Source organism: Kitasatospora aureofaciens (assembly GCF_001188955.3).
Lineage (GTDB): Bacteria > Actinomycetota > Actinomycetes > Streptomycetales > Streptomycetaceae > Kitasatospora > Kitasatospora aureofaciens.
Map to the genome: position 1 here is coordinate 241,409 of NZ_JPRF03000065.1, position 16,334 is coordinate 257,742.

Genomic DNA, 16,334 nt, shown 5'->3' on the forward strand with positions numbered 1-16,334 from the left:
CGGACGGACGTGCTCGGACCCTACTCGAAGGTAGGGAGGGCGGCCGTGGCGGGTGGCCGGGCCGGTTCTGGAACGCGTTCCAGTGGGATCGCGGCGGCCGTGCCAGAATCGGCAGACCCTTGACCCGAGGCACACCGGGAGCAGCCCCATGCGCGCAGCCGTCCTGCACGAGACCGGCCAGGACACCCTCGACGTCCGCGAGGACGTCACGGCGGTCGGCTTCGGACCGGGCACCGTACGGGTCCGGATGCGCGCCGCCGGCCTCTGCCACTCCGACCTCTCCGCAATGAGCGGCGTCCTGCCGCAGCCCGCGCCGTTCGTCCCCGGGCACGAGGGCGCCGGAGACGTCGTCGAGGTCGGCGAGGGCGTGACCGGCGTCGCCCCCGGGGACCGGGTGGTGCTCTGCTGGATGGCCCCCTGCGGCCGCTGCGCCCACTGCGAACGGGGCCGCGGGCACCTGTGCGTCGCCAGTCTGCGGCGCCTCGGCGCGCCCGGCTTCCGGCTGGCCGAGGGCGACACCGAGGCCTCCGGCTTCTACGGCACCGGCGCCTTCGCCGAGGAGGTGGTGGTCGCCGCCGACGCCGTCATCAAGGTGCCCGCCGACCTCCCCTACGAGGCCGCGGCCCTCATCGGCTGCGGGGTGACCACCGGTATCGGCGCCGCCGTCAACACCGCCCGGGTCGAGCCCGGCGCCACGGTCGCGGTGATCGGCGCGGGCGGCGTCGGCATGGCCACCGTCCAGGGCGCCCGGGTCTGCGGCGCGGCCCGGATCACCGTCGTCGACCCGGTGGCCTCGCGCCGCGAGCGGGCGCCGGGCTTCGGCGCCACCGAGGCGATCGCCCCCGAGGAGCTGAAGGCGGCGGCCAAGGGCCTGCCCGGCGGCGGCTTCGACTACGTCTTCGAGGCGGTCGGCCGGGCGGCGACCGTCCGGGCCGGCTACGACGCGGCCCGGCGCGGCGGCGCGGTCGTGGTGATCGGCGCAGGCGCGCAGGACGACCTCGCGCAGTTCACCATGGGGGAGCTGTTCTTCAACGAGAAGCGGCTGCTGCCCTCGCTGTACGGCGGGGCGCCGGTGGCCCGCACCATCGCCATGGTGGTGGACCTGTGGCGGGCCGGGCGGATCGACCTCGACGGGATGATCACCCACCGGGTCGGGCTGGCGGACGTGAACCGGGCGATCGAGCAGATGCGCAGCGGCGAGGCGCTGCGGACGGTGGTCACGCTCGGATAGCAGCGCTCCCCCGGGGCCGGGGAACGCGCGAGGGCCCGCCGGGATGTCCTCGGCGGGCCCTCGCGGGGTTCTGCGGTTCGCTCCCCCGGATCGGTCCTGGCCGGGTCAGCCCCGGGCGCCGGCCGCGCGGTGACGGCCGTGCGGGTCCGCCCCGGGGGTGTCGTCGGACGCGGAGCCACCGCGGTGGCGACCGTGCGACGCGGTGTCCTCGGCCGTCTTCTCGTCGGCGTCGGTCCCGGTCATCGCGGGTCCGGTGGTGTCGGTGAGGGTGTCGGACATGAGAAATCGTCTTCCGTGCGGAGGGTGCGGGTCATCGGCGCCCGTCCGGCGCCTGCGGCACACGGTCGGGTCCCCGATCGGGCGCTCGGTACGCGCCCACAGCCGGTGATCGCGGCCCGTGCCCCGGCCACCATAACGGCCGGGACTGACGAGATCCTATCGACCTCATGGGGCGAGTCCCGCCCCACCCGAGGGCCGCCGGGATCAGCCCGGCCGGCCGGTCCGCAGGAACGCGGCGAGCAGCTCGTGCAGCACGGCGGCGCCCTCCTCGGTGAGCACCTCGTGCCCCGAGCCGGCCGCCTCCACGTACCGGAAGTCCGCGCCCTCGACCCGCCCGATCCGCAGCAACTCGTGCCGCAGCGAACGGGACTGGCTCACCGGCACCACCTCGTCCCGGTTGCCGTGCACCACCAGCAGCGGTGCGCTCAGCCGGTGCGCCAGCTGGAGCACGTCGCGCGGGCCGCGGGCGTCCAGGACCGGCTCGCCGCCGCCGAGCCGGGCGGTCAACGCCCGTACGGGCGGCGCCGCTTCGGCGAGCAGCCGGGCGCCGGACAGGAAGGGGGCGACCACCGCGCAGCGGGCGACCTGCTCGGCCGGGGCGTGGGCGGCCGCCAGCAGCGCCAGGAACGCGCCGTAGCTGACCCCGAACAGGGCGGGCGGTTCCAGGCCGAGCGCCGCGCGCTGGCCGGCGATGCCCTCCAGCAGGTACAGCACGTCGTCCAGGTCGGGCCCGCCCCAGGCGCCCCGGATGGCCAGTGCGTGCGGCACCCCGTAGCCGGTGGAGCCGCGCTGGTTGGGCGCGACCACCGCCAGGCCCTCGGCGGCCATCCGCTGCAGCGCCGGGTCGAACTCCAGCCGCCAGGCGTCCGCCGGCCCGCCGTGCAGGGCCAGCACCAGGTGCGGGCTGCTCAGCCAGGCGTCACCGCCGTACACCACTGCCTCCAACGGACCGGCCGGGCCCGCGAGTTCGAGGCTCTGTGCAGGCTGCCAGCGGCCGCCGTCGCCGGGCGGGGTGCTGCCGTCCAGGCGCCAACCGGCGGGCGGGGCGACGGCGCCGCGCGGCCCGCCGGGCTGCCAGGGCGGCACGGTGTCCCGCCACGGGCCGTGCGATCCCGCGCCCAGCGGGGCGAGTTGGAGCGGTAGGGGCATCGGGACGGTTCCGGCCGGGGCCGGTCCGTGGGCCAGCAGGGCGTCCACGTCCAGGGTGGCCAGCGCGGTCGGCTGGTCGGGGGAGGAGTACGGGATCCGCAGGCCGGCCCCGCCCCAGTGGCCGACCGTCCCCAGCCGCCCGGGCGGTACCGGCAGCGGGTCCAGCCGTCCGAGGGCGGGCCGCCACAGGGCGAGCGCCGAGCCGGCGCCGTGGTCGATCTGCACCGCCACCCGGGGGCCGTCCGCGCTCTGCCGCAGCGCGACCGGCCGCAGGGTGGTGCCCGAGACGTGCAGGCACTCCGGGAACCGCAGCGGCTCCCCGCCGCCCAGCACGCCCCAGCCGATCCGGTCGATGCCGGGCGCGTCGCTGCGCACCATGGCGAAGCCGCTGTCCGGGTCGAACAGCACCAGCCGGTCGTTGCTGTGCTCGCCGATCTCCAGCAGCGGGGTGGCGGTGCCGCTGCGCAGGTCCAGCACCACGCTGCGGACCAGCCCGCCGGCCACCCGGTCCAGCGCGAGCAGCGCTCCCGTGCGGTCCAGCCAGGTGCCGCCGCCGTGCAGGCCGGGGATCTCGGCGACCCGCACGGGCTCGCTGCCGTCCGCCCGGACCAGCCAGGCGGTGGTCGCCGGGCGGGTGTCCGTGCCGAGGGCGACCGCCACCGGGGTGCGCGGGCCGGCGCCGGGTGGCACCGGGAGCGGCAGCAGCCGCAGTCCGGGCATCCGCAGCGAGGCCACCGGCTGCTCCACGGTGCCGCCCTCCCCGTAGGAGAGGCGGACCAGGTCGTGCCGCTCGCCGTCGTGCCGGCAGACCAGCACCGAGCCGTCGGGCAGTGCGACCAGCTGCGAGCGCTGGTCCTCCGACCGGTTGCCGGGCAGTGGCAGTGCGGCCGGCGTGGCCGGTGAACCGTCCGGCGGGAGCTGCCAACCCTCCACGTACCAGCCGCTGTCGGCGGCCGCGGCCAGGCAGGCCGCGTGGCTGCCGTCGGCGGCGAAGGCGAAGCCCAGCCGGCGCAGTGCCCGGGTGGTGGTGCGGGTGGCCACGTTCACGCCCCGCTCACCCTCATGTGCCACCACATCCCTTTCGTCCGTTGCCGGGGCAACTCCCGTTCGCAGGACTGAAGTTAGTTTCGACAAAACCGGAGGCCCAGCGCAGAGCCGGTCGCTTCACTCGTAAGGGTGAGCCTGGGGTGGTTTCGAATTCGTGCGAGGGCCCCACTGTGCGCCCGCGCGCCGGGCGTGCGGGCGCACCCGGTCCGCGCGGGCCGGTGCGGACGCTCCTGCTGCGAGGTTGACGCCGGTCCGCAGCGGGTTGACGCGCATCCGTGCGCCCGCGGCACCGGCGTCCGAACGGTCACCGCGCCGGGGCCCGTACGGTCACCGCGCCGGGCCCGTACGGCGGCCGCGCGGGGTCCGGAGGCGCGCCGGGCCCGTCCCCCGATCGGCCGAGGCCCGACCGCCCCCGCGCGCACGGTAGTCTCGACAGGTGCCGAAACTGTCCGACGTCATCACCGCCCTCGAAGAGGTCTACCCCCCGCAGTGGGCGGAGTCCTGGGACGCCGTCGGCCTGGTCTGCGGGGACCCTCAGGCCGAGGTCGGCCGCGTGCTGTTCGCCGTCGACCCCGTCCAGGCCGTCGTCGACGAGGCCGTGGAGTGGGGCGCCGACCTGGTGGTCACCCACCACCCCCTCTATCTGCGCGGCACCACCAGCGTCGCCGCCACCACCTTCAAGGGCCGGGTGGTGCACACGCTGATCACCAACGGCATCGCGCTGCACGTCGCCCACACCAACGCCGACCACGCCGACCCCGGCGTCTCGGACGCGCTGGCCGAGGCGGTCGGCCTGCGGGTCACCGGCCCGCTGGTGCCGGACCCGACGGACCCGCTGGGCCGCCGCGGCACCGGCCGGATCGGCCTGCTGGAGCCCCCGCTGACGCTGTCCGCCTTCGCCGCCCAGGTCGCCGAGGGCCTGCCCGCGACGGCCGCGGGCGTGCGCGTCTCCGGCGACCCCGACCGGCTGATCAGCCGGGTGGCGGTGTGCGGCGGCTCCGGCGACAGCTTCTTCGCCGACGTACGGGCGGCCGGCGTGGACGCCTACGTGACCGCCGACCTGCGCCACCACCCGGCCTCCGAGGCCACCGAGGCCGCGCCGGTCGCACTGGTCGACGCCGCCCACTGGGCCACCGAGTGGCCCTGGCTCGGCCTGGCCGAGCGCGCCCTGCTGGCCGCCGCCGACCAGCGCGGCTGGGCCGTGGAGACCAAGGTCTCCCACCGGGTCACCGACCCGTGGACCGCGCACGCCCCCATGTCCTTCACCGCCTGACCCGATTCACAGGAGCTTTCCCCTTGAACGCCGCGCCCGCCGACCAGATCCGCCTGCTCGACCTCCAGGCCATCGACTCGAAGCTCGACCAGCTGGCCCACCGGCGCCGGGGCCTGCCCGAGCACGCCGAGATCGACAAGGCCACCGCCGACCACACCGCGCTCAAGGACCTCGTCATCGCCGCCGAGGCCCAGAAGGGCGACACCGCCCGCGAGCTGGCCAAGGCCGAGCAGGACGTCGAGCAGGTCCGCGCCCGCGCCGCCCGCAACCAGCAGCGCCTGGACTCCGGTGCGATCACCTCCCCGAAGGACCTGGAGAACCTCCAGCACGAGATCGGCTCGCTCGCCAAGCGCCAGGGCGACCTGGAGGACGTCGTGCTGGAGATCATGGAGCGCCAGGAGAGCGCCCGCACCCGGGTCGAGGAGCTGAGCGCCCGCCTGGAGCACTCCACCGTGGTCCTCAAGGAGGCCGAGGCCCGTCGCGACGCCGCCTTCGCCGAGATCGACGGCGAGGCCGACAAGGTCAGGCGCGACCGCGAGACCGTCGCCGCCGTCATCCCGGCCGACCTGCTGAAGCTGTACGCCAAGCTGCGCGAGACCCAGGGCGGCGTCGGCGCGGCCCGCCTCTACCAGCGCCGCTGCGAGGGCTGCCGCACCGAGTTCTCGATCACCGAGCTGAACGCCATCAAGGCCGAGCCGGCCGACAAGGTCGTCCGCTGCGAGAACTGCTCGCGGATCCTGGTCCGCACGGCCGACTCGGGCGTCTGACCCGGTGGCGGCGCGCTTCATCGTCGAGGCGGACGGCGGGTCCCGGGGCAACCCGGGGCCGGCCGGCTACGGCGCGGTGGTCCGGGACGGCGACACCGGGCAGCTCGTCGCGGAGGCCGCCGAGTTCATCGGCCACGCCACCAACAACGTGGCCGAGTACCGGGGTCTGATCGCCGGACTCAGGGCGGCCCGGGAGCTCGACCCGGACGCCTCGGTGGACGTCCGGATGGACTCCAAGCTGGTTGTCGAGCAGATGTCCGGGCGCTGGAAGATCAAGCACCCCGACATGCAGCCGCTCGCCGCCGAGGCGCGCACGCTCTTCCCGCGCGGCCGGGTCACGTACACCTGGATCCCGCGCGAGCGGAACAAGGACGCCGACCGGCTGGCCAACGAGGCGATGGACGCCGGCCGCGACGGGCGCCAGTGGGAGCCCCGCAAGCCCGCCGCGCCCGTCGACGCCGCCGCGGCCCTCACGGCCGAGCCGCTGGGGAAGAGTGTCTCCAAGGCCGGCTGGGCCGCCCCCGCCGACCTCGGCACCCCGACCACCTTCGTCCTGCTGCGCCACGGCGAGACCCCGCTGACCCCGGAGAAGCGCTTCTCCGGCAGCGGCGGCTCCGACCCGGAGCTGTCCGACAAGGGCCGCTGGCAGGCCGAGCGGGCCGCCGAGGCGCTGGCCGCGCGCGGCAGCATCCAGGCGGTCGTCGCCTCCCCGATGCGCCGCACCCGGCAGACCGCCGAGATCGTCGCCGCCCGGCTCGGCCTGGAGGTCCGGTACGAGGAGGGGCTGCGCGAGGTCGACTTCGGCGCCTGGGAGGGCCTGACCTTCGCCGAGGTGCGGGAACGCTACCCGGACGACCTGACGGCCTGGCTCGGCTCCGCCAAGGCCAGGCCGACCGGCAGCAGCGAGAGCTTCACCACCCTCACCCACCGGGTCGGCGTCGCCCGGGACAAGGTCCTCGCCCGGTACCCGGGCAGGACCGTGCTGGTGGTCTCGCACGTCAGCCCGATCAAGACGCTGGTCCGGCTCGCCCTCGGCGCCCCGCCGGACTCGATGTACCGGATGGAGCTGGCCGCCGCCTCGATCTGCGCCGTCCAGTACTACGCGGACGGCAACGCCTCGCTGCGGCTGCTCAACGACTCCTCGCACCTGCGCTGAACCCGCTCCGGCGGGGCCAGCGCACGGCGCTCAGTGCACCTCGGTGACCACCACGTCCAGCTGCCACGGCCGGCGCGCCGTGCCCTCCGCGGCCAGCTCGACGTGGTGGCCCAGTGCCAGCAGCGCGTCCATCAGCTCGTCGGGCGTCTTCGGCTCGGCCCCGGCGACCAGCAGGTCCCGGACGATCCGCCCCTTGGTCGCCTTGTTGAAGTGGCTGACCACCGTCCGCTTGCCGTCCCGCTCCTGCAGCACCCGGACGGTCGCGGTGCGGGAGGCCACCTCGCCGGCCGGCTTCCAGGCCGCCGCGTACGCCGAGCTGCGCAGGTCCAGCACCAGCCCGTCCGCCACCTCGGGGAGCACGGTGGCCGTCGCGCTCCGCCAGTACGCGCCGAGCGCCCCCAGCGGAGGGAGCTTCACGCCCATCGAGCAGCGGTAGGACGGGATCCGGTCGGAGATCCGCACCGCGCCCCACAGGCCGGAGAACACCAGCAGTGAGCGCTCGGCGCGGTCGTACGCGGCGGCGTCCAGGGTGGCCAGGCCCAGGTTGTCGAACAGCACCCCGGTGTACACCTCGGCGGCCGGGCGGGCCCCGGCGGCGGGCAGGCCCGCGTTCTTGGCGATCTCGCCGCGCAGTCCGGGGGTGAGGCCCAGCACCTCGGCGGCGGTGTCCTCGTCGCCCCGGCACAGCCCGACCAGCGCGTCCAGCACCGCGCCGCGCGCCGCCGTCAGCCCCGGCAGCGACAGCCGGTCGAGCGCGACCGGCTCGCCGTCCCCTGACGCGGCCTTGCCCTCCGAGGGCGGCAACAGCACCAGCACAGCGGACTCCTCAACAGTTCGTGGCGGACGGACCCCGCCACCCTACTGCGGCCGCCCCGACCCCCAGCGCCACGCAGAGGGGCGAGTAGTACCGCACGTTCAGCCGCCGGAACCGCTCCGTGCGCTCACCCACCCGCCCGAACACCACCGGCCCGGCCACCCCGCGCGCCAGCAGCACCCCGGCCGCCACCCGCACCCCGGACCGCCGGAGCCCCGGCGACCCGACCGCCGGCAGCACCCCCGCCTCCGCCCCCACCAGGTACGAGGCCGCCCCCAGCGCCCCCGCGACCGCCAGGCACGCCCCCGCCGGCGGCACCCCGCGCCCCGTCCCCACCACGGCGTCAGCGAACTCCTCCGGCGTCCGCAACGGCCAGGGCGTCACCGCCCACACCGCGTGCAGCGCCCCGGTCACCGCCAACGCCGCCGACACCGCACCCCCGACGACCCGCACCGCACCAGCCATCGCCCGAACCCCCTCCGCAGCCGTTCACCCCACGCTACGAGCACTTACACCCGGAGCCGCCGGGCGGCGGCAATTCGATGGGTCGGCCGGACCGAGCCGTACACCGACCCGCGTCCGGACGAGGCCGTGGCCTTCGTGCTGCGGCTGGCCACCGGCGGCTACGACGACGCGGTCGCTCTCGCCGCCAAGGACCTCAAGTCCCTCCTGGGGCGCTGAGCCTCCGTCCGGAATCGCCTGATTCCATCCTATTCTGGCGTCCATGCCTCGCCGAAAACTGCGCGTCAAGGCCGCCGACTCCGCCCGGATCAACAGCGAGCTCACCGAACTCCGCACCAGCCTGGAGATCCACACCGAGTGGCCCGAAGCGGTGCTCGCCGAGGCGGAGGAGGCGGCGGAGCGCCCCCGGCTGCCGGAGTACGACGCCACCGACCTGCCGCTGTTCACCGTCGACCCGCCCGACTCCCGCGACCTCGACCAGGCCATGCACCTCAGCCACCGCCCCGGGGGCGGCTACCGGGTGCACTACGCGATCGCCGACGTCGCCGCCTTCGTCCGCCCCGGTGGCGCCATCGACGCCGAGGCCCGCCGCCGGGTCGAGACCCTCTACTTCCCCGACCACCGGGTCCCGCTGCACCCCACCCGGATCTCCGAGGACGCCGCCAGCCTGCTGCCCGGCGAGAGCCGTCCCGCCCTGCTCTGGCAGCTGGACCTGGACGCGGACGGCGCCGTCGTACTGGCGGACCTCCGCCGTGCCCTGGTGCGCTCCCACCGCCGCCTGGACTACGCCGACGTCCAGCGCGCCGTGGACCTCGGCGGCGCCGACGAGCAGCTCGCCCTGCTCGCCACCGTCGGCCGGCTGCGCGAGGAGCAGGAACGGGCCCGGGGCGGGGTCAGCCTGCCGGTGCCCGAGCAGGAGGTCGAGGAGACCCTGCACGGCTACGTCCTCGGCTACCGCGCGCCCGGCCCCGCCGACGGCTGGAACGCCCAGATCTCGCTGCTCACCGGCATGGCCGCGGCCGAGCTGATGCTGGACGCGGGCGTCGGCCTGCTGCGCACCCTGCCCGCCGCACCCGCCGCCGCGTACGAGCGGCTGCGCCGGATCGCCGCCGCGCTGGACGTCGACTGGCCGCAGGCCGTCCCGTACCCGGAGCTGATCCGCTCGCTGGACCCGGAGGTGCCGCTGAACGCCGCCTTCCTCAACGCCTGCACCGGACTGCTCCGCGGCGCCGGCTACCACGCCTTCGACGAGTCCCGCGGCCTGCCCGCCCCCGCCGAGCCGGGGCACGCCGCGCTGGCCGCCCCCTACGCGCACTGCACCGCGCCGCTGCGCCGGCTCGGCGACCGCTTCGCCCAGGAGGTGTGCGCGGCGGTGGCGGCGGGGGGAGGTGCCGGACTGGGCCCGCGAGGCGCTGCCGGCCGTGCCGGCGCTGATGGCGAGCGGGGACCGGCGGGCGGGCGAGGTCGAACGGGCCTGCGTGGACCTGGTGGAGGCGGAGCTGCTGGTCGGCCGGGAGGGCGAGGACTTCTCCGCGGTGGTCGTCGAGGTGGACGAGGGGCGCCCCGGTTCGGGTACCGTCCAGCTGCGCGAGCCCGCGGTCCGGGCACGCTGCGACGCCGCGGGCGCGGACGGCTCGCCCGGGGCGGCCCCCGCCCGGCTGCCGCTCGGCCGGGTGATCGACGTCCGGCTGACCAGGGCGGACCCGGCCACCCGGACGGTCCGCTTCGCCACCGTCTGAGGGGCCGTCCGAGGGGCCGTCCGCGGGGCCGTCCGCGGGCCGTCGGAAGGTCAGCTCTTCGACCGCCACCGCCCGAAAGGCCGCCGACCGGCCACCCGTCCGGGCCGCCGTTCCGCACCCCGGCCACCCCGGGAGTGGGAGGATCGGTCCGTGCCCGATCCTCAGCCCCCCGCCCCCGTACCCGCCGCCGCCGGCGTCCCCGACCCCGGGCGGCGCCGCCGACTGCTCGTCCTCGCGATCTGCTGCCTGAGCCTGTTCATCGTCGGCCTGGACAACACCGTGGTGAACATCGCGCTGCCGGTGATCCAGAAGGACCTGGACGCCCCGGCCTCCGGCCTGCAGTGGATCATCGACGCCTACACCCTGGTGCTGGCCTCGCTGCTGATGCTGTTCGGCTCGGTGGCCGACCGCTTCGGCCGCCGCCGGGTGTTCCAGATCGGGCTGACCTGCTTCGCGCTCGGCTCCCTGCTGTGCAGCCTGGCGCCGAGCCTGGAGTGGCTGGTGGCCTTCCGGGCGCTGCAGGCGGTGGGCGGCTCGATGCTCAACCCGGTGGCGATGTCGATCATCACCAACACCTTCACCGACCTGAGGGAGCGGGCCCAGGCGATCGGTGTCTGGGGCGGCGTGGTCGGCATCTCGATGGCGCTCGGCCCGCTGCTCGGCGGCTTCCTGGTGGACGGCGCCGGCTGGCCGTCGATCTTCCTGATCAACGTCCCGGTGGCCCTGTTCGCCATACTGCTGACCGTCCGTTACGTCCCCGAGTCGCGCGCGCCGCGGCCGCGCCGGCTCGATCCGGTGGGGCAGCTGCTCATGATCGTGCTGCTCGGCTGCGGCACCGCCGCGATCATCGAGGGCCCGGGCAACGGCTGGACCTCCCCGCTGATCCTCGCCCTCGCCGCGGCCGCGGTGGCCGCGCTGATCGCCTTCCCGCTCTGGGAGTGGCGGGTCGCCGAGCCGCTGGTGGATCCGCGGTTCTTCGCCAGCGCGCCGTTCACCGGGGCCACCGTCACCGCGGTCTGTGCCTTCGCCGGGCTCGGCGGCTTCCTCTTCCTCAACACCCTCTACCTCCAGGACGTCCGGCACTACGGCCCGGTCGAGGCGGGCCTGTGGACGCTGCCGATGGCCGGGTTGATGCTGGTCTGCGCGCCGCTGTCCGGACGGATCGTCGGCAGCCGGGGCCCGCGTCTGCCACTGGTGGTGGCCGGGCTCGGCATGGCCGCGAGCGGCCTGCTGCTCACCCGGCTGACCGCGGACTCCCCGGCCGCGCTGCTGCTGGTCGCGTACGCGCTGTTCGGCTTCGGCTTCGGCCTGGTCAACGCGCCGATCACCAACGCGGCCGTCTCCGGCATGCCGCGTTCCCAGGCGGGCGTGGCCGCCGCCGTCGCCTCGACCAGCCGCCAGGTCGGCCAGTCCCTGGGCGTCGCGGTGATCGGTACGGTCGTCACCTCGGCCGTGGCCGGCCCGATGGCCACCGGCTTCGCCCCGGCCAGCCACGCCGGCTGGTGGATCCTGGTCGGCCTCGGCGGTGCCGTCCTCGTCCTCGGCCTGCTGACCACCGGCGCCTGGGCCACCGGCACCGCCGCCCGGGTGGCCGCCCGCCTCGGAGCGGAGCCCCCGGTGGCCCGGTCCGGTGTTCGGGAGGCCCCGCCCGAGCGGCTACCATGACCACTACGGCGGAAGAGCCGGCCGGGCGGTCGCGACGGGTCCCTGACCCGCCGAGGAACGTCCGGGCTCCACAGAGCAGGGTGGTGGGTAACGCCCACCCGGGGTGACCCGCGGGACAGTGCCACAGAAAACAGACCGCCCACCGCTTCGGCGCGTGGGTAAGGGTGAAACGGTGGTGTAAGAGACCACCAGCGACCGGGGTGACCCGGCCGGCTAGGTAAACCCCACCTGGAGCAAGGTCAAGATCGGTGCCTCCGGGCGCCGTGCGCGAGTGTTCGAGGGCTGCTCGCCCGAGCTCGCGGGTAGACCGCACGAGGCTGTCGGCAACGGCAGCCCTAGATGGATGGCCGTCTCTCCGGGCCGCGCGAGCAACCCGGATGACAGAACCCGGCGTACAGGCCGGCTCTTCCGCCCCCTGATCGTCCGAAGGCCCTCCGACCCGTTTCTGCGGGTCGGAGGGCCTTCGTGCGTCGAGGGGCCTTCGGGTGCCGATGTGCGTCGAGGGCGCCGACGGCCCGGTTCAGGCCGGGCGGGAGCCGACGGCGTCGCGGATCTGTTCGCCGAGGCCGCCGTTGACGCGGGCGCAGTTGGCGCAGCAGAAGAACATGCCGGCCACCTCGACGCCGTGGCCGACGATGCGGACGTGGCACTGTTCGCAGCGGGGGGCGAGCTTCTCCATCGCGCACTCGAAGCTGTCGAAGGTGTAGGTGTCGCCGGTGACCGTCTTGATCTCGAAGGCGAGCCAGTAGTCGTTGCCGCAGGTGACGCAGGTGGCCATGGCAGCCGTCTCCTTCCGGTGGGGGCCGCCGGTGGGTGGGCGGCTGACATTCCCAGTGTCGAAGCGGAGGTCGAGAGCGGCCACCCGGCGCGACCGTCGGACGGATCGGGGGGCGGGACCAGGCGGATCGGGCGGGATCAGGCGGATCGGGCGGAGAGCTCCTCCAGGGCCCGGACGGCGCGTTCGGCGTCGTCGGCGGCGACGAACAGGTGGTCGTGGTGGAAGCCGGCCACCACGTTGCAGCTGATCCCCTCCTCGGCGAGCCGCCCGGCCACGGCCGCGGTCAGCCCGACGGCCTCCAGCGCGGAGTGGATCTGCAGGGTGATCCAGGCCGCCACGTACTCGTAGCGCAGTCCGAGGGCGTCCGCCTCCTCCTGGGTGACCACCATCGTCACCCCTTCGGGTTCGGCGACGGTCACCACCGGCCGCATCCCGGCGGGCACCTTCGCGGGGAGGGTGCAGTAGACGTACCGCCCCGGGTTGAGCTGCGGGCGCATCCCGCGCAGCAGGGTTGCAAGGTCTCGTTCACCGGCCATGCCCGTCACCGTATCCGCTCCGCTCCCCCCGTGGTCGCGTGCTGCGCCGGAGCCGTGTCGGGATCCGTTGACGAGCGACAGTCACCGATATATCGTCGAACTATCGAGACAGTGACTCGACTGTTTCGGAGAACCGGATGGAACCTCAAGGAGGTGGGCGCGGTGCGCTCAGGAATGCGATTTCGAGGAGAGGGCCCGCGCGGGGGCGGACGACGCCTCCGGGCGCACGACTCCGGGGGCCGACTGCAGCCGGGGACGGCCGCTCAAAGCGTCCCTGGCCCGCCACACCCCGGCGCCGTGCGCGAAGGCCGTCGAAAGGGCACGGCGCCCGGCGCGGCGGCCCGCACGGTCGGCGCGGCGGCCGGGCCCGGCGAGGTGACGTCCGGGCCTCGCTGCTGGCGCTGCTGAAGGAGCGGCCGATGCACGGCTACGAGATGATCGCCGAGATCACCGAGCGGACCAACGGGGCCTGGCGGCCCAGCCCGGGCTCGATCTACCCCAACCTCCAGCTGCTGGAGGAGGAGGGGCTGATCACCGCCGAGGAGGTCGGCGGCAAGCGGCTGGTCTCGCTCACCGAGGCGGGCCGGGCCGTGGCCGAGTCCGGGCCCGCGGAGCCGTGGGCCGAGGCCGGCCGGGAGGTCGACTGGGAGGCCGTCCAGGAGGTCGGCCAGGCGCTCGCCGCCGTCGACCAGGCGGTCCAGCAGGTGATGCGGACGGGCACCGAGGCACAGCGCGCCAAGGGCCTGGCGGTGCTGACCGAGGCCCGCAAGAAGCTGTACCTCATCCTCGCCGAGGATGACTGACCGGCCCGGGGGGACCGGTCCCGCCGGTGAGCCGGCGGAGAGGGCGGTGCGGCTGCTCAGGGGCGGACCGCGAACAGGGCCGCGCAGGCGAGCAGCAGCACCGCCCAGGCGAACCAGAGCCAGCCGTCCGGGCCGATCGTCACGGAGTAGAGGGACACCACGAGCAGCAGCACCCCGGTAACCCCGGCGACCTGCCGGTTGTGGTGGGCGGCCGCCTGCGCGCGGCTCCTGCGGTGCCGCACCGGGTGCCGAACCGTCCTGGCCATGCCGACCTCCGGGGGAGGCGAAGGGGAACCGGGGAGGCGGAGGGGGAACGGGCGGGCGGACCGTCAGCCGGAGGCCGCCTCGTCGTACTCGTACCGCCAGAACCAGCTGAGCCCGCGCACCTGCTTGCTCCGGACGTACACCAGTGTGCGCGCGGGCGAGTCGTCGTGCGCGGGGACCGGGACCTTGTACTTCTTGGGCACGCCGAGCATCGGCCCCAGCGGGATCGGGAGGACCTTCCCGTCCAGGGGGCCGCCGACGAATTCGGTGTCCGCGCTCTTCACCCCTCAAGGGTCTCACCTCCACGCGGTGGCCACGCCGGGAGCACCCGGCGGGGGAGGCCCGGTGAGGGCGGGGTGCCCGGGGTGTGACCGGAGAGGCACCGCCCCCGGTCATCGGGAGGCCTCGCGCACCCTTATCCTTCCTGTTACGCCCTCGGGGTCCACCCCGGGTCAGCGGGCCCCGTACGGGCCGGGCGAGGCGCGAGTCTGCGTGCCCTCCGGCCGTCACCGGCGCGGACAGCGTGCTGCCGCGACATGCGTACCGAGACCCGGGCGTCGGCCGTCCGGTGACCCCGGGACGCGGCCGGCAGGGCGCGGACAGCAGGGCCGAGCACCGCCCCGGGAAGCAGCGGGGGGCGCTGTGCGTTGCGTCGGAGTGGTACGTCGAACGCTGTGTCGCACCAGGCACGGCAGTTGCGCGGAAGGGGCCCGATGGAAGCCGGCAGCAGGTGGACGACCTGGTGGCAGAGGCGTGACCGACAGCGGGCCCGGCCCGACGGCGCGGACCCGGCCGCCAGACTGGACCAGCTGCTCGGCGCCGTGCGCGCCGGATTCCCCCTCGCACCCGCCGCCCATCCGGCCGGCTACCGGTGCTCCTGCGACCGGGTGGCCTGCCCCGCCCCCGCCCAGCACCCGGTCTCCTTCGCCTGGCAGACCCAGGCCACCACCGACCCCGAACAGCTCTCCCGCTGGCTCTCCCGCGACCCCCAGGCCAACTTCGTCACCGCCACCGGGCGGGTGCACGACGTGCTGGACGTCCCGGCCGAGGCCGGGCGGCTGGCACTGGAGCGGCTGACCGCGCAGGGCGTCGAGGGGCCGGTCGCCGCCGTCGGCGAGGACCGCTACCTGTTCTTCACCGCCACCCGCGGCACCCCGCAGGACGAGGACGAGTGGTGGGACAGCGCGCTCGACTCGACCCCGGACACCATGTCCGAGCACCCCGGCCTGCGTTGGCACTGCCGGGGCTCGTACACCCTGCTCCCGCCGGCCGCGCTGCCGGACGGCTCCCAGGTGCGGTGGCTGCGCGGGCCCGACCTGCCGCTGCCGGACCCGCTGCGGGTGCTGGACGTGCTCACCGACGCCTGTACCGAGGTGGGCGCCGTCGCCGAGGAGCAGTGGCTGATCGGCTGACTGCGACTCGCCCGGTGCCGACGGTCGTCGCTCCCTCGCTCCTGCCTTTCGGCACCGGCGCCCCTTCGGCTCGGGGCGGCCGCAGAGGTCACGGCAGGGTGAGGATCTCCGCGCCGTCCGCCGTGACCACCAGGGTGTGCTCGAACTGGGCGGTGCGCTTGCGGTCCTTGGTGACGACCGTCCAGCCGTCCGGCCAGATCTCGTAGTCGTAGGTGCCCAGGGTGAGCATCGGCTCGATGGTGAAGGTCATGCCGGGCTTGATCACCTCGGTGGCCCGCTCGCTGTCGTAGTGCGGGACGATCAGGCCGGAGTGGAACGACGTGTTGATGCCGTGTCCGGTGAAGTCCCGCACGACGCCGTAGTCGAAGCGCTTGGCGTAGGACTCGATGACCCGTCCGATGACGTTGATCTGACGGCCCGGCTTGACCGCCTTGATCGCCCGGTTGAGGGACTCCCGGGTGCGCTCGACCAGCAGCCGGGACTCCTCGTCCACGTCGCCGACCAGGTAGGTGGCGTTGAGGTCGCCGTGCACGCCGTGGATGTACGCGGTCGCGTCGATGTTGACGATGTCGCCGTCCTGAAGCACCGTCGAGTCCGGGATGCCGTGGCAGATCACCTCGTTGATGGAGGTGCAGACGGACTTGGGGAAGCCGCGGTAGCCCAGGTCGGAGGGGTAGGCGCCGTGGTCGCACATGTACGCGTGGGCGACGGCGTCCAGCGCGTCCGTGGTGACGCCGGGGGCGATCAGCTTCGCCGCCTCCTCCATCGCCCGGGCGGCGATCCGGCCCGCGATCCGCATCTTCTCGATCGTCTCGGCGGTCTGCACCTCGGGCCCGGTGTACGGCGTCGGCGCGGGCTTGCCGACGTACTCGGGGCGCGCGATGTGCGCCGGGACCTTGCGGGTGGGGGACTGGATGCCGGGTACGAGAGCCATGGCGGCGAGTCTAGCCGCCGGTTCC

General features: G+C 75.0%; 16 protein-coding genes, 1 other RNA gene and 1 pseudogene. 9 read left to right on the forward strand and 9 right to left on the reverse strand.

Annotation, left to right across the window (positions count from 1 at the left end; all coding sequences use genetic code 11):
- Positions 1-148 precede the first annotated feature (148 nt).
- The gene (locus tag HS99_RS34210; RefSeq protein ID WP_030549916.1) at positions 149-1,231 is read left to right on the forward strand and encodes a Zn-dependent alcohol dehydrogenase; all 1,083 of its coding nucleotides are present in this window, start codon (positions 149-151) and stop codon (positions 1,229-1,231) included.
- A 105-nt stretch (positions 1,232-1,336) separates the two neighbouring features.
- On the opposite strand, the gene HS99_RS45470 is transcribed toward HS99_RS34210, so the two are convergent.
- Together HS99_RS45470 and HS99_RS48000 are read right to left on the reverse strand one after the other, a co-directional pair.
- Positions 1,337-1,510 (reverse strand): hypothetical protein, encoded by a 174-nt coding sequence (locus HS99_RS45470; protein WP_157846531.1) that lies wholly within the window; start codon positions 1,508-1,510, stop codon positions 1,337-1,339.
- Between the two features lie 204 nt (positions 1,511-1,714).
- Entirely contained in the window at positions 1,715-3,706 is a 1,992-nt protein-coding gene (locus tag HS99_RS48000; protein WP_050366812.1) for an alpha/beta hydrolase family protein, read from the reverse strand.
- Between the two features lie 436 nt (positions 3,707-4,142).
- Between HS99_RS48000 and HS99_RS34220 the strand changes: the two genes are divergently transcribed.
- The 3 genes from HS99_RS34220 to HS99_RS34230 are packed head-to-tail and all read left to right on the forward strand — an operon-like array spanning position 4,143 to position 6,902.
- The gene (locus HS99_RS34220) at positions 4,143-4,979 is read left to right on the forward strand and encodes a Nif3-like dinuclear metal center hexameric protein (RefSeq protein ID WP_030549918.1); all 837 of its coding nucleotides are present in this window, start codon (positions 4,143-4,145) and stop codon (positions 4,977-4,979) included.
- A gap of 23 nt (positions 4,980-5,002) precedes the next feature.
- The gene (locus HS99_RS34225; RefSeq protein WP_030282358.1) at positions 5,003-5,746 is read left to right on the forward strand and encodes a zinc ribbon domain-containing protein; all 744 of its coding nucleotides are present in this window, start codon (positions 5,003-5,005) and stop codon (positions 5,744-5,746) included.
- A 4-nt stretch (positions 5,747-5,750) separates the two neighbouring features.
- Positions 5,751-6,902 (forward strand): bifunctional RNase H/acid phosphatase, encoded by a 1,152-nt coding sequence (locus HS99_RS34230; RefSeq protein WP_030549920.1) that lies wholly within the window; start codon positions 5,751-5,753, stop codon positions 6,900-6,902.
- A 30-nt stretch (positions 6,903-6,932) separates the two neighbouring features.
- Here the strand turns inward: HS99_RS34230 and yaaA are convergent, their stop codons facing one another.
- Positions 6,933-7,718: a peroxide stress protein YaaA gene (gene yaaA, locus HS99_RS34235; RefSeq protein WP_030282362.1), complete on the reverse strand. Its 786-nt coding sequence runs from the start codon at positions 7,716-7,718 to the stop codon at positions 6,933-6,935.
- Positions 7,719-7,728: 10 nt separating this feature from the next.
- Positions 7,729-8,181, reverse strand: coding sequence for a DUF3995 domain-containing protein (locus tag HS99_RS34240; protein WP_050366813.1), 453 nt, complete (start codon positions 8,179-8,181; stop codon positions 7,729-7,731).
- A gap of 259 nt (positions 8,182-8,440) precedes the next feature.
- Between HS99_RS34240 and HS99_RS48605 the strand changes: the two are divergent.
- The 3 genes and pseudogenes from HS99_RS48605 to rnpB all read left to right on the forward strand — a co-directional run bounded on the left by HS99_RS48605 (position 8,441) and on the right by rnpB (position 11,993).
- Positions 8,441-9,917, forward strand: a pseudogene (locus tag HS99_RS48605) (RNB domain-containing ribonuclease).
- A 150-nt stretch (positions 9,918-10,067) separates the two neighbouring features.
- A complete protein-coding gene (locus HS99_RS34250) occupies positions 10,068-11,582 on the forward strand; it encodes an MFS transporter (protein ID WP_191898807.1) in 1,515 nt (504 codons plus the stop codon).
- 13 nt (positions 11,583-11,595) lie between these two features.
- Positions 11,596-11,993: RNase P RNA component class A (gene rnpB, locus HS99_RS34255), an RNA gene on the forward strand.
- 109 nt (positions 11,994-12,102) lie between these two features.
- Here the strand turns inward: rnpB and HS99_RS34260 are convergent.
- Together HS99_RS34260 and HS99_RS34265 are read right to left on the reverse strand one after the other, a co-directional pair.
- A complete protein-coding gene (locus HS99_RS34260; protein WP_030282521.1) occupies positions 12,103-12,360 on the reverse strand; it encodes a metallothionein in 258 nt (85 codons plus the stop codon).
- A 137-nt stretch (positions 12,361-12,497) separates the two neighbouring features.
- Positions 12,498-12,896 (reverse strand): ACT domain-containing protein, encoded by a 399-nt coding sequence (locus HS99_RS34265; protein ID WP_030282523.1) that lies wholly within the window; start codon positions 12,894-12,896, stop codon positions 12,498-12,500.
- A 419-nt stretch (positions 12,897-13,315) separates the two neighbouring features.
- Here HS99_RS34265 and HS99_RS48610 point away from each other — a divergent pair, with 419 nt between their 5' ends.
- Positions 13,316-13,699, forward strand: a complete 384-nt coding sequence (locus HS99_RS48610; protein WP_063737968.1) for a PadR family transcriptional regulator — start codon at positions 13,316-13,318, stop codon at positions 13,697-13,699.
- 56 nt (positions 13,700-13,755) lie between these two features.
- Here the strand turns inward: HS99_RS48610 and HS99_RS34275 are convergent, their stop codons facing one another.
- Together HS99_RS34275 and HS99_RS43715 are read right to left on the reverse strand one after the other, a co-directional pair.
- Positions 13,756-13,965 carry a hypothetical protein gene (locus tag HS99_RS34275; RefSeq protein ID WP_030282527.1) on the reverse strand — a complete coding sequence of 70 codons (210 nt, stop codon included), beginning with the start codon at positions 13,963-13,965 and terminating at the stop codon, positions 13,756-13,758.
- Between the two features lie 63 nt (positions 13,966-14,028).
- Positions 14,029-14,247: a DUF8847 domain-containing protein gene (locus tag HS99_RS43715; RefSeq protein WP_033348211.1), complete on the reverse strand. Its 219-nt coding sequence runs from the start codon at positions 14,245-14,247 to the stop codon at positions 14,029-14,031.
- Positions 14,248-14,676: 429 nt separating this feature from the next.
- Between HS99_RS43715 and HS99_RS34285 the strand changes: the two genes are divergently transcribed.
- Positions 14,677-15,375 carry a bifunctional DNA primase/polymerase gene (locus tag HS99_RS34285; protein ID WP_030549924.1) on the forward strand — a complete coding sequence of 233 codons (699 nt, stop codon included), beginning with the start codon at positions 14,677-14,679 and terminating at the stop codon, positions 15,373-15,375.
- An 88-nt stretch (positions 15,376-15,463) separates the two neighbouring features.
- Here HS99_RS34285 and map read toward each other — a convergent pair whose 3' ends face one another.
- Positions 15,464-16,309 carry a type I methionyl aminopeptidase gene (map, locus tag HS99_RS34290; RefSeq protein ID WP_030282535.1) on the reverse strand — a complete coding sequence of 282 codons (846 nt, stop codon included), beginning with the start codon at positions 16,307-16,309 and terminating at the stop codon, positions 15,464-15,466.
- Positions 16,310-16,334 lie beyond the last annotated feature (25 nt).

What these genes read in the sequence shown, in the direction of transcription:
- HS99_RS34240 (WP_050366813.1), bottom strand. Translation starts at nt 8,181, where the DNA reads ATGGCTGGTGCGGTGCGGGTCGTCGGGGGTGCGGTGTCGGCGGCGTTG.
- HS99_RS34265 (WP_030282523.1), bottom strand. Translation starts at nt 12,896, where the DNA reads ATGGCCGGTGAACGAGACCTTGCAACCCTGCTGCGCGGGATGCGCCCG.
- HS99_RS45470 (WP_157846531.1), bottom strand. Translation starts at nt 1,510, where the DNA reads ATGTCCGACACCCTCACCGACACCACCGGACCCGCGATGACCGGGACC.
- HS99_RS48610 (WP_063737968.1), top strand. Translation starts at nt 13,316, where the DNA reads ATGCACGGCTACGAGATGATCGCCGAGATCACCGAGCGGACCAACGGG.
- HS99_RS34285 (WP_030549924.1), top strand. Translation starts at nt 14,677, where the DNA reads ATGGAAGCCGGCAGCAGGTGGACGACCTGGTGGCAGAGGCGTGACCGA.
- HS99_RS34275 (WP_030282527.1), bottom strand. Translation starts at nt 13,965, where the DNA reads ATGGCCAGGACGGTTCGGCACCCGGTGCGGCACCGCAGGAGCCGCGCG.
- HS99_RS34210 (WP_030549916.1), top strand. Translation starts at nt 149, where the DNA reads ATGCGCGCAGCCGTCCTGCACGAGACCGGCCAGGACACCCTCGACGTC.
- map (WP_030282535.1), bottom strand. Translation starts at nt 16,309, where the DNA reads ATGGCTCTCGTACCCGGCATCCAGTCCCCCACCCGCAAGGTCCCGGCG.
- HS99_RS34260 (WP_030282521.1), bottom strand. Translation starts at nt 12,360, where the DNA reads ATGGCCACCTGCGTCACCTGCGGCAACGACTACTGGCTCGCCTTCGAG.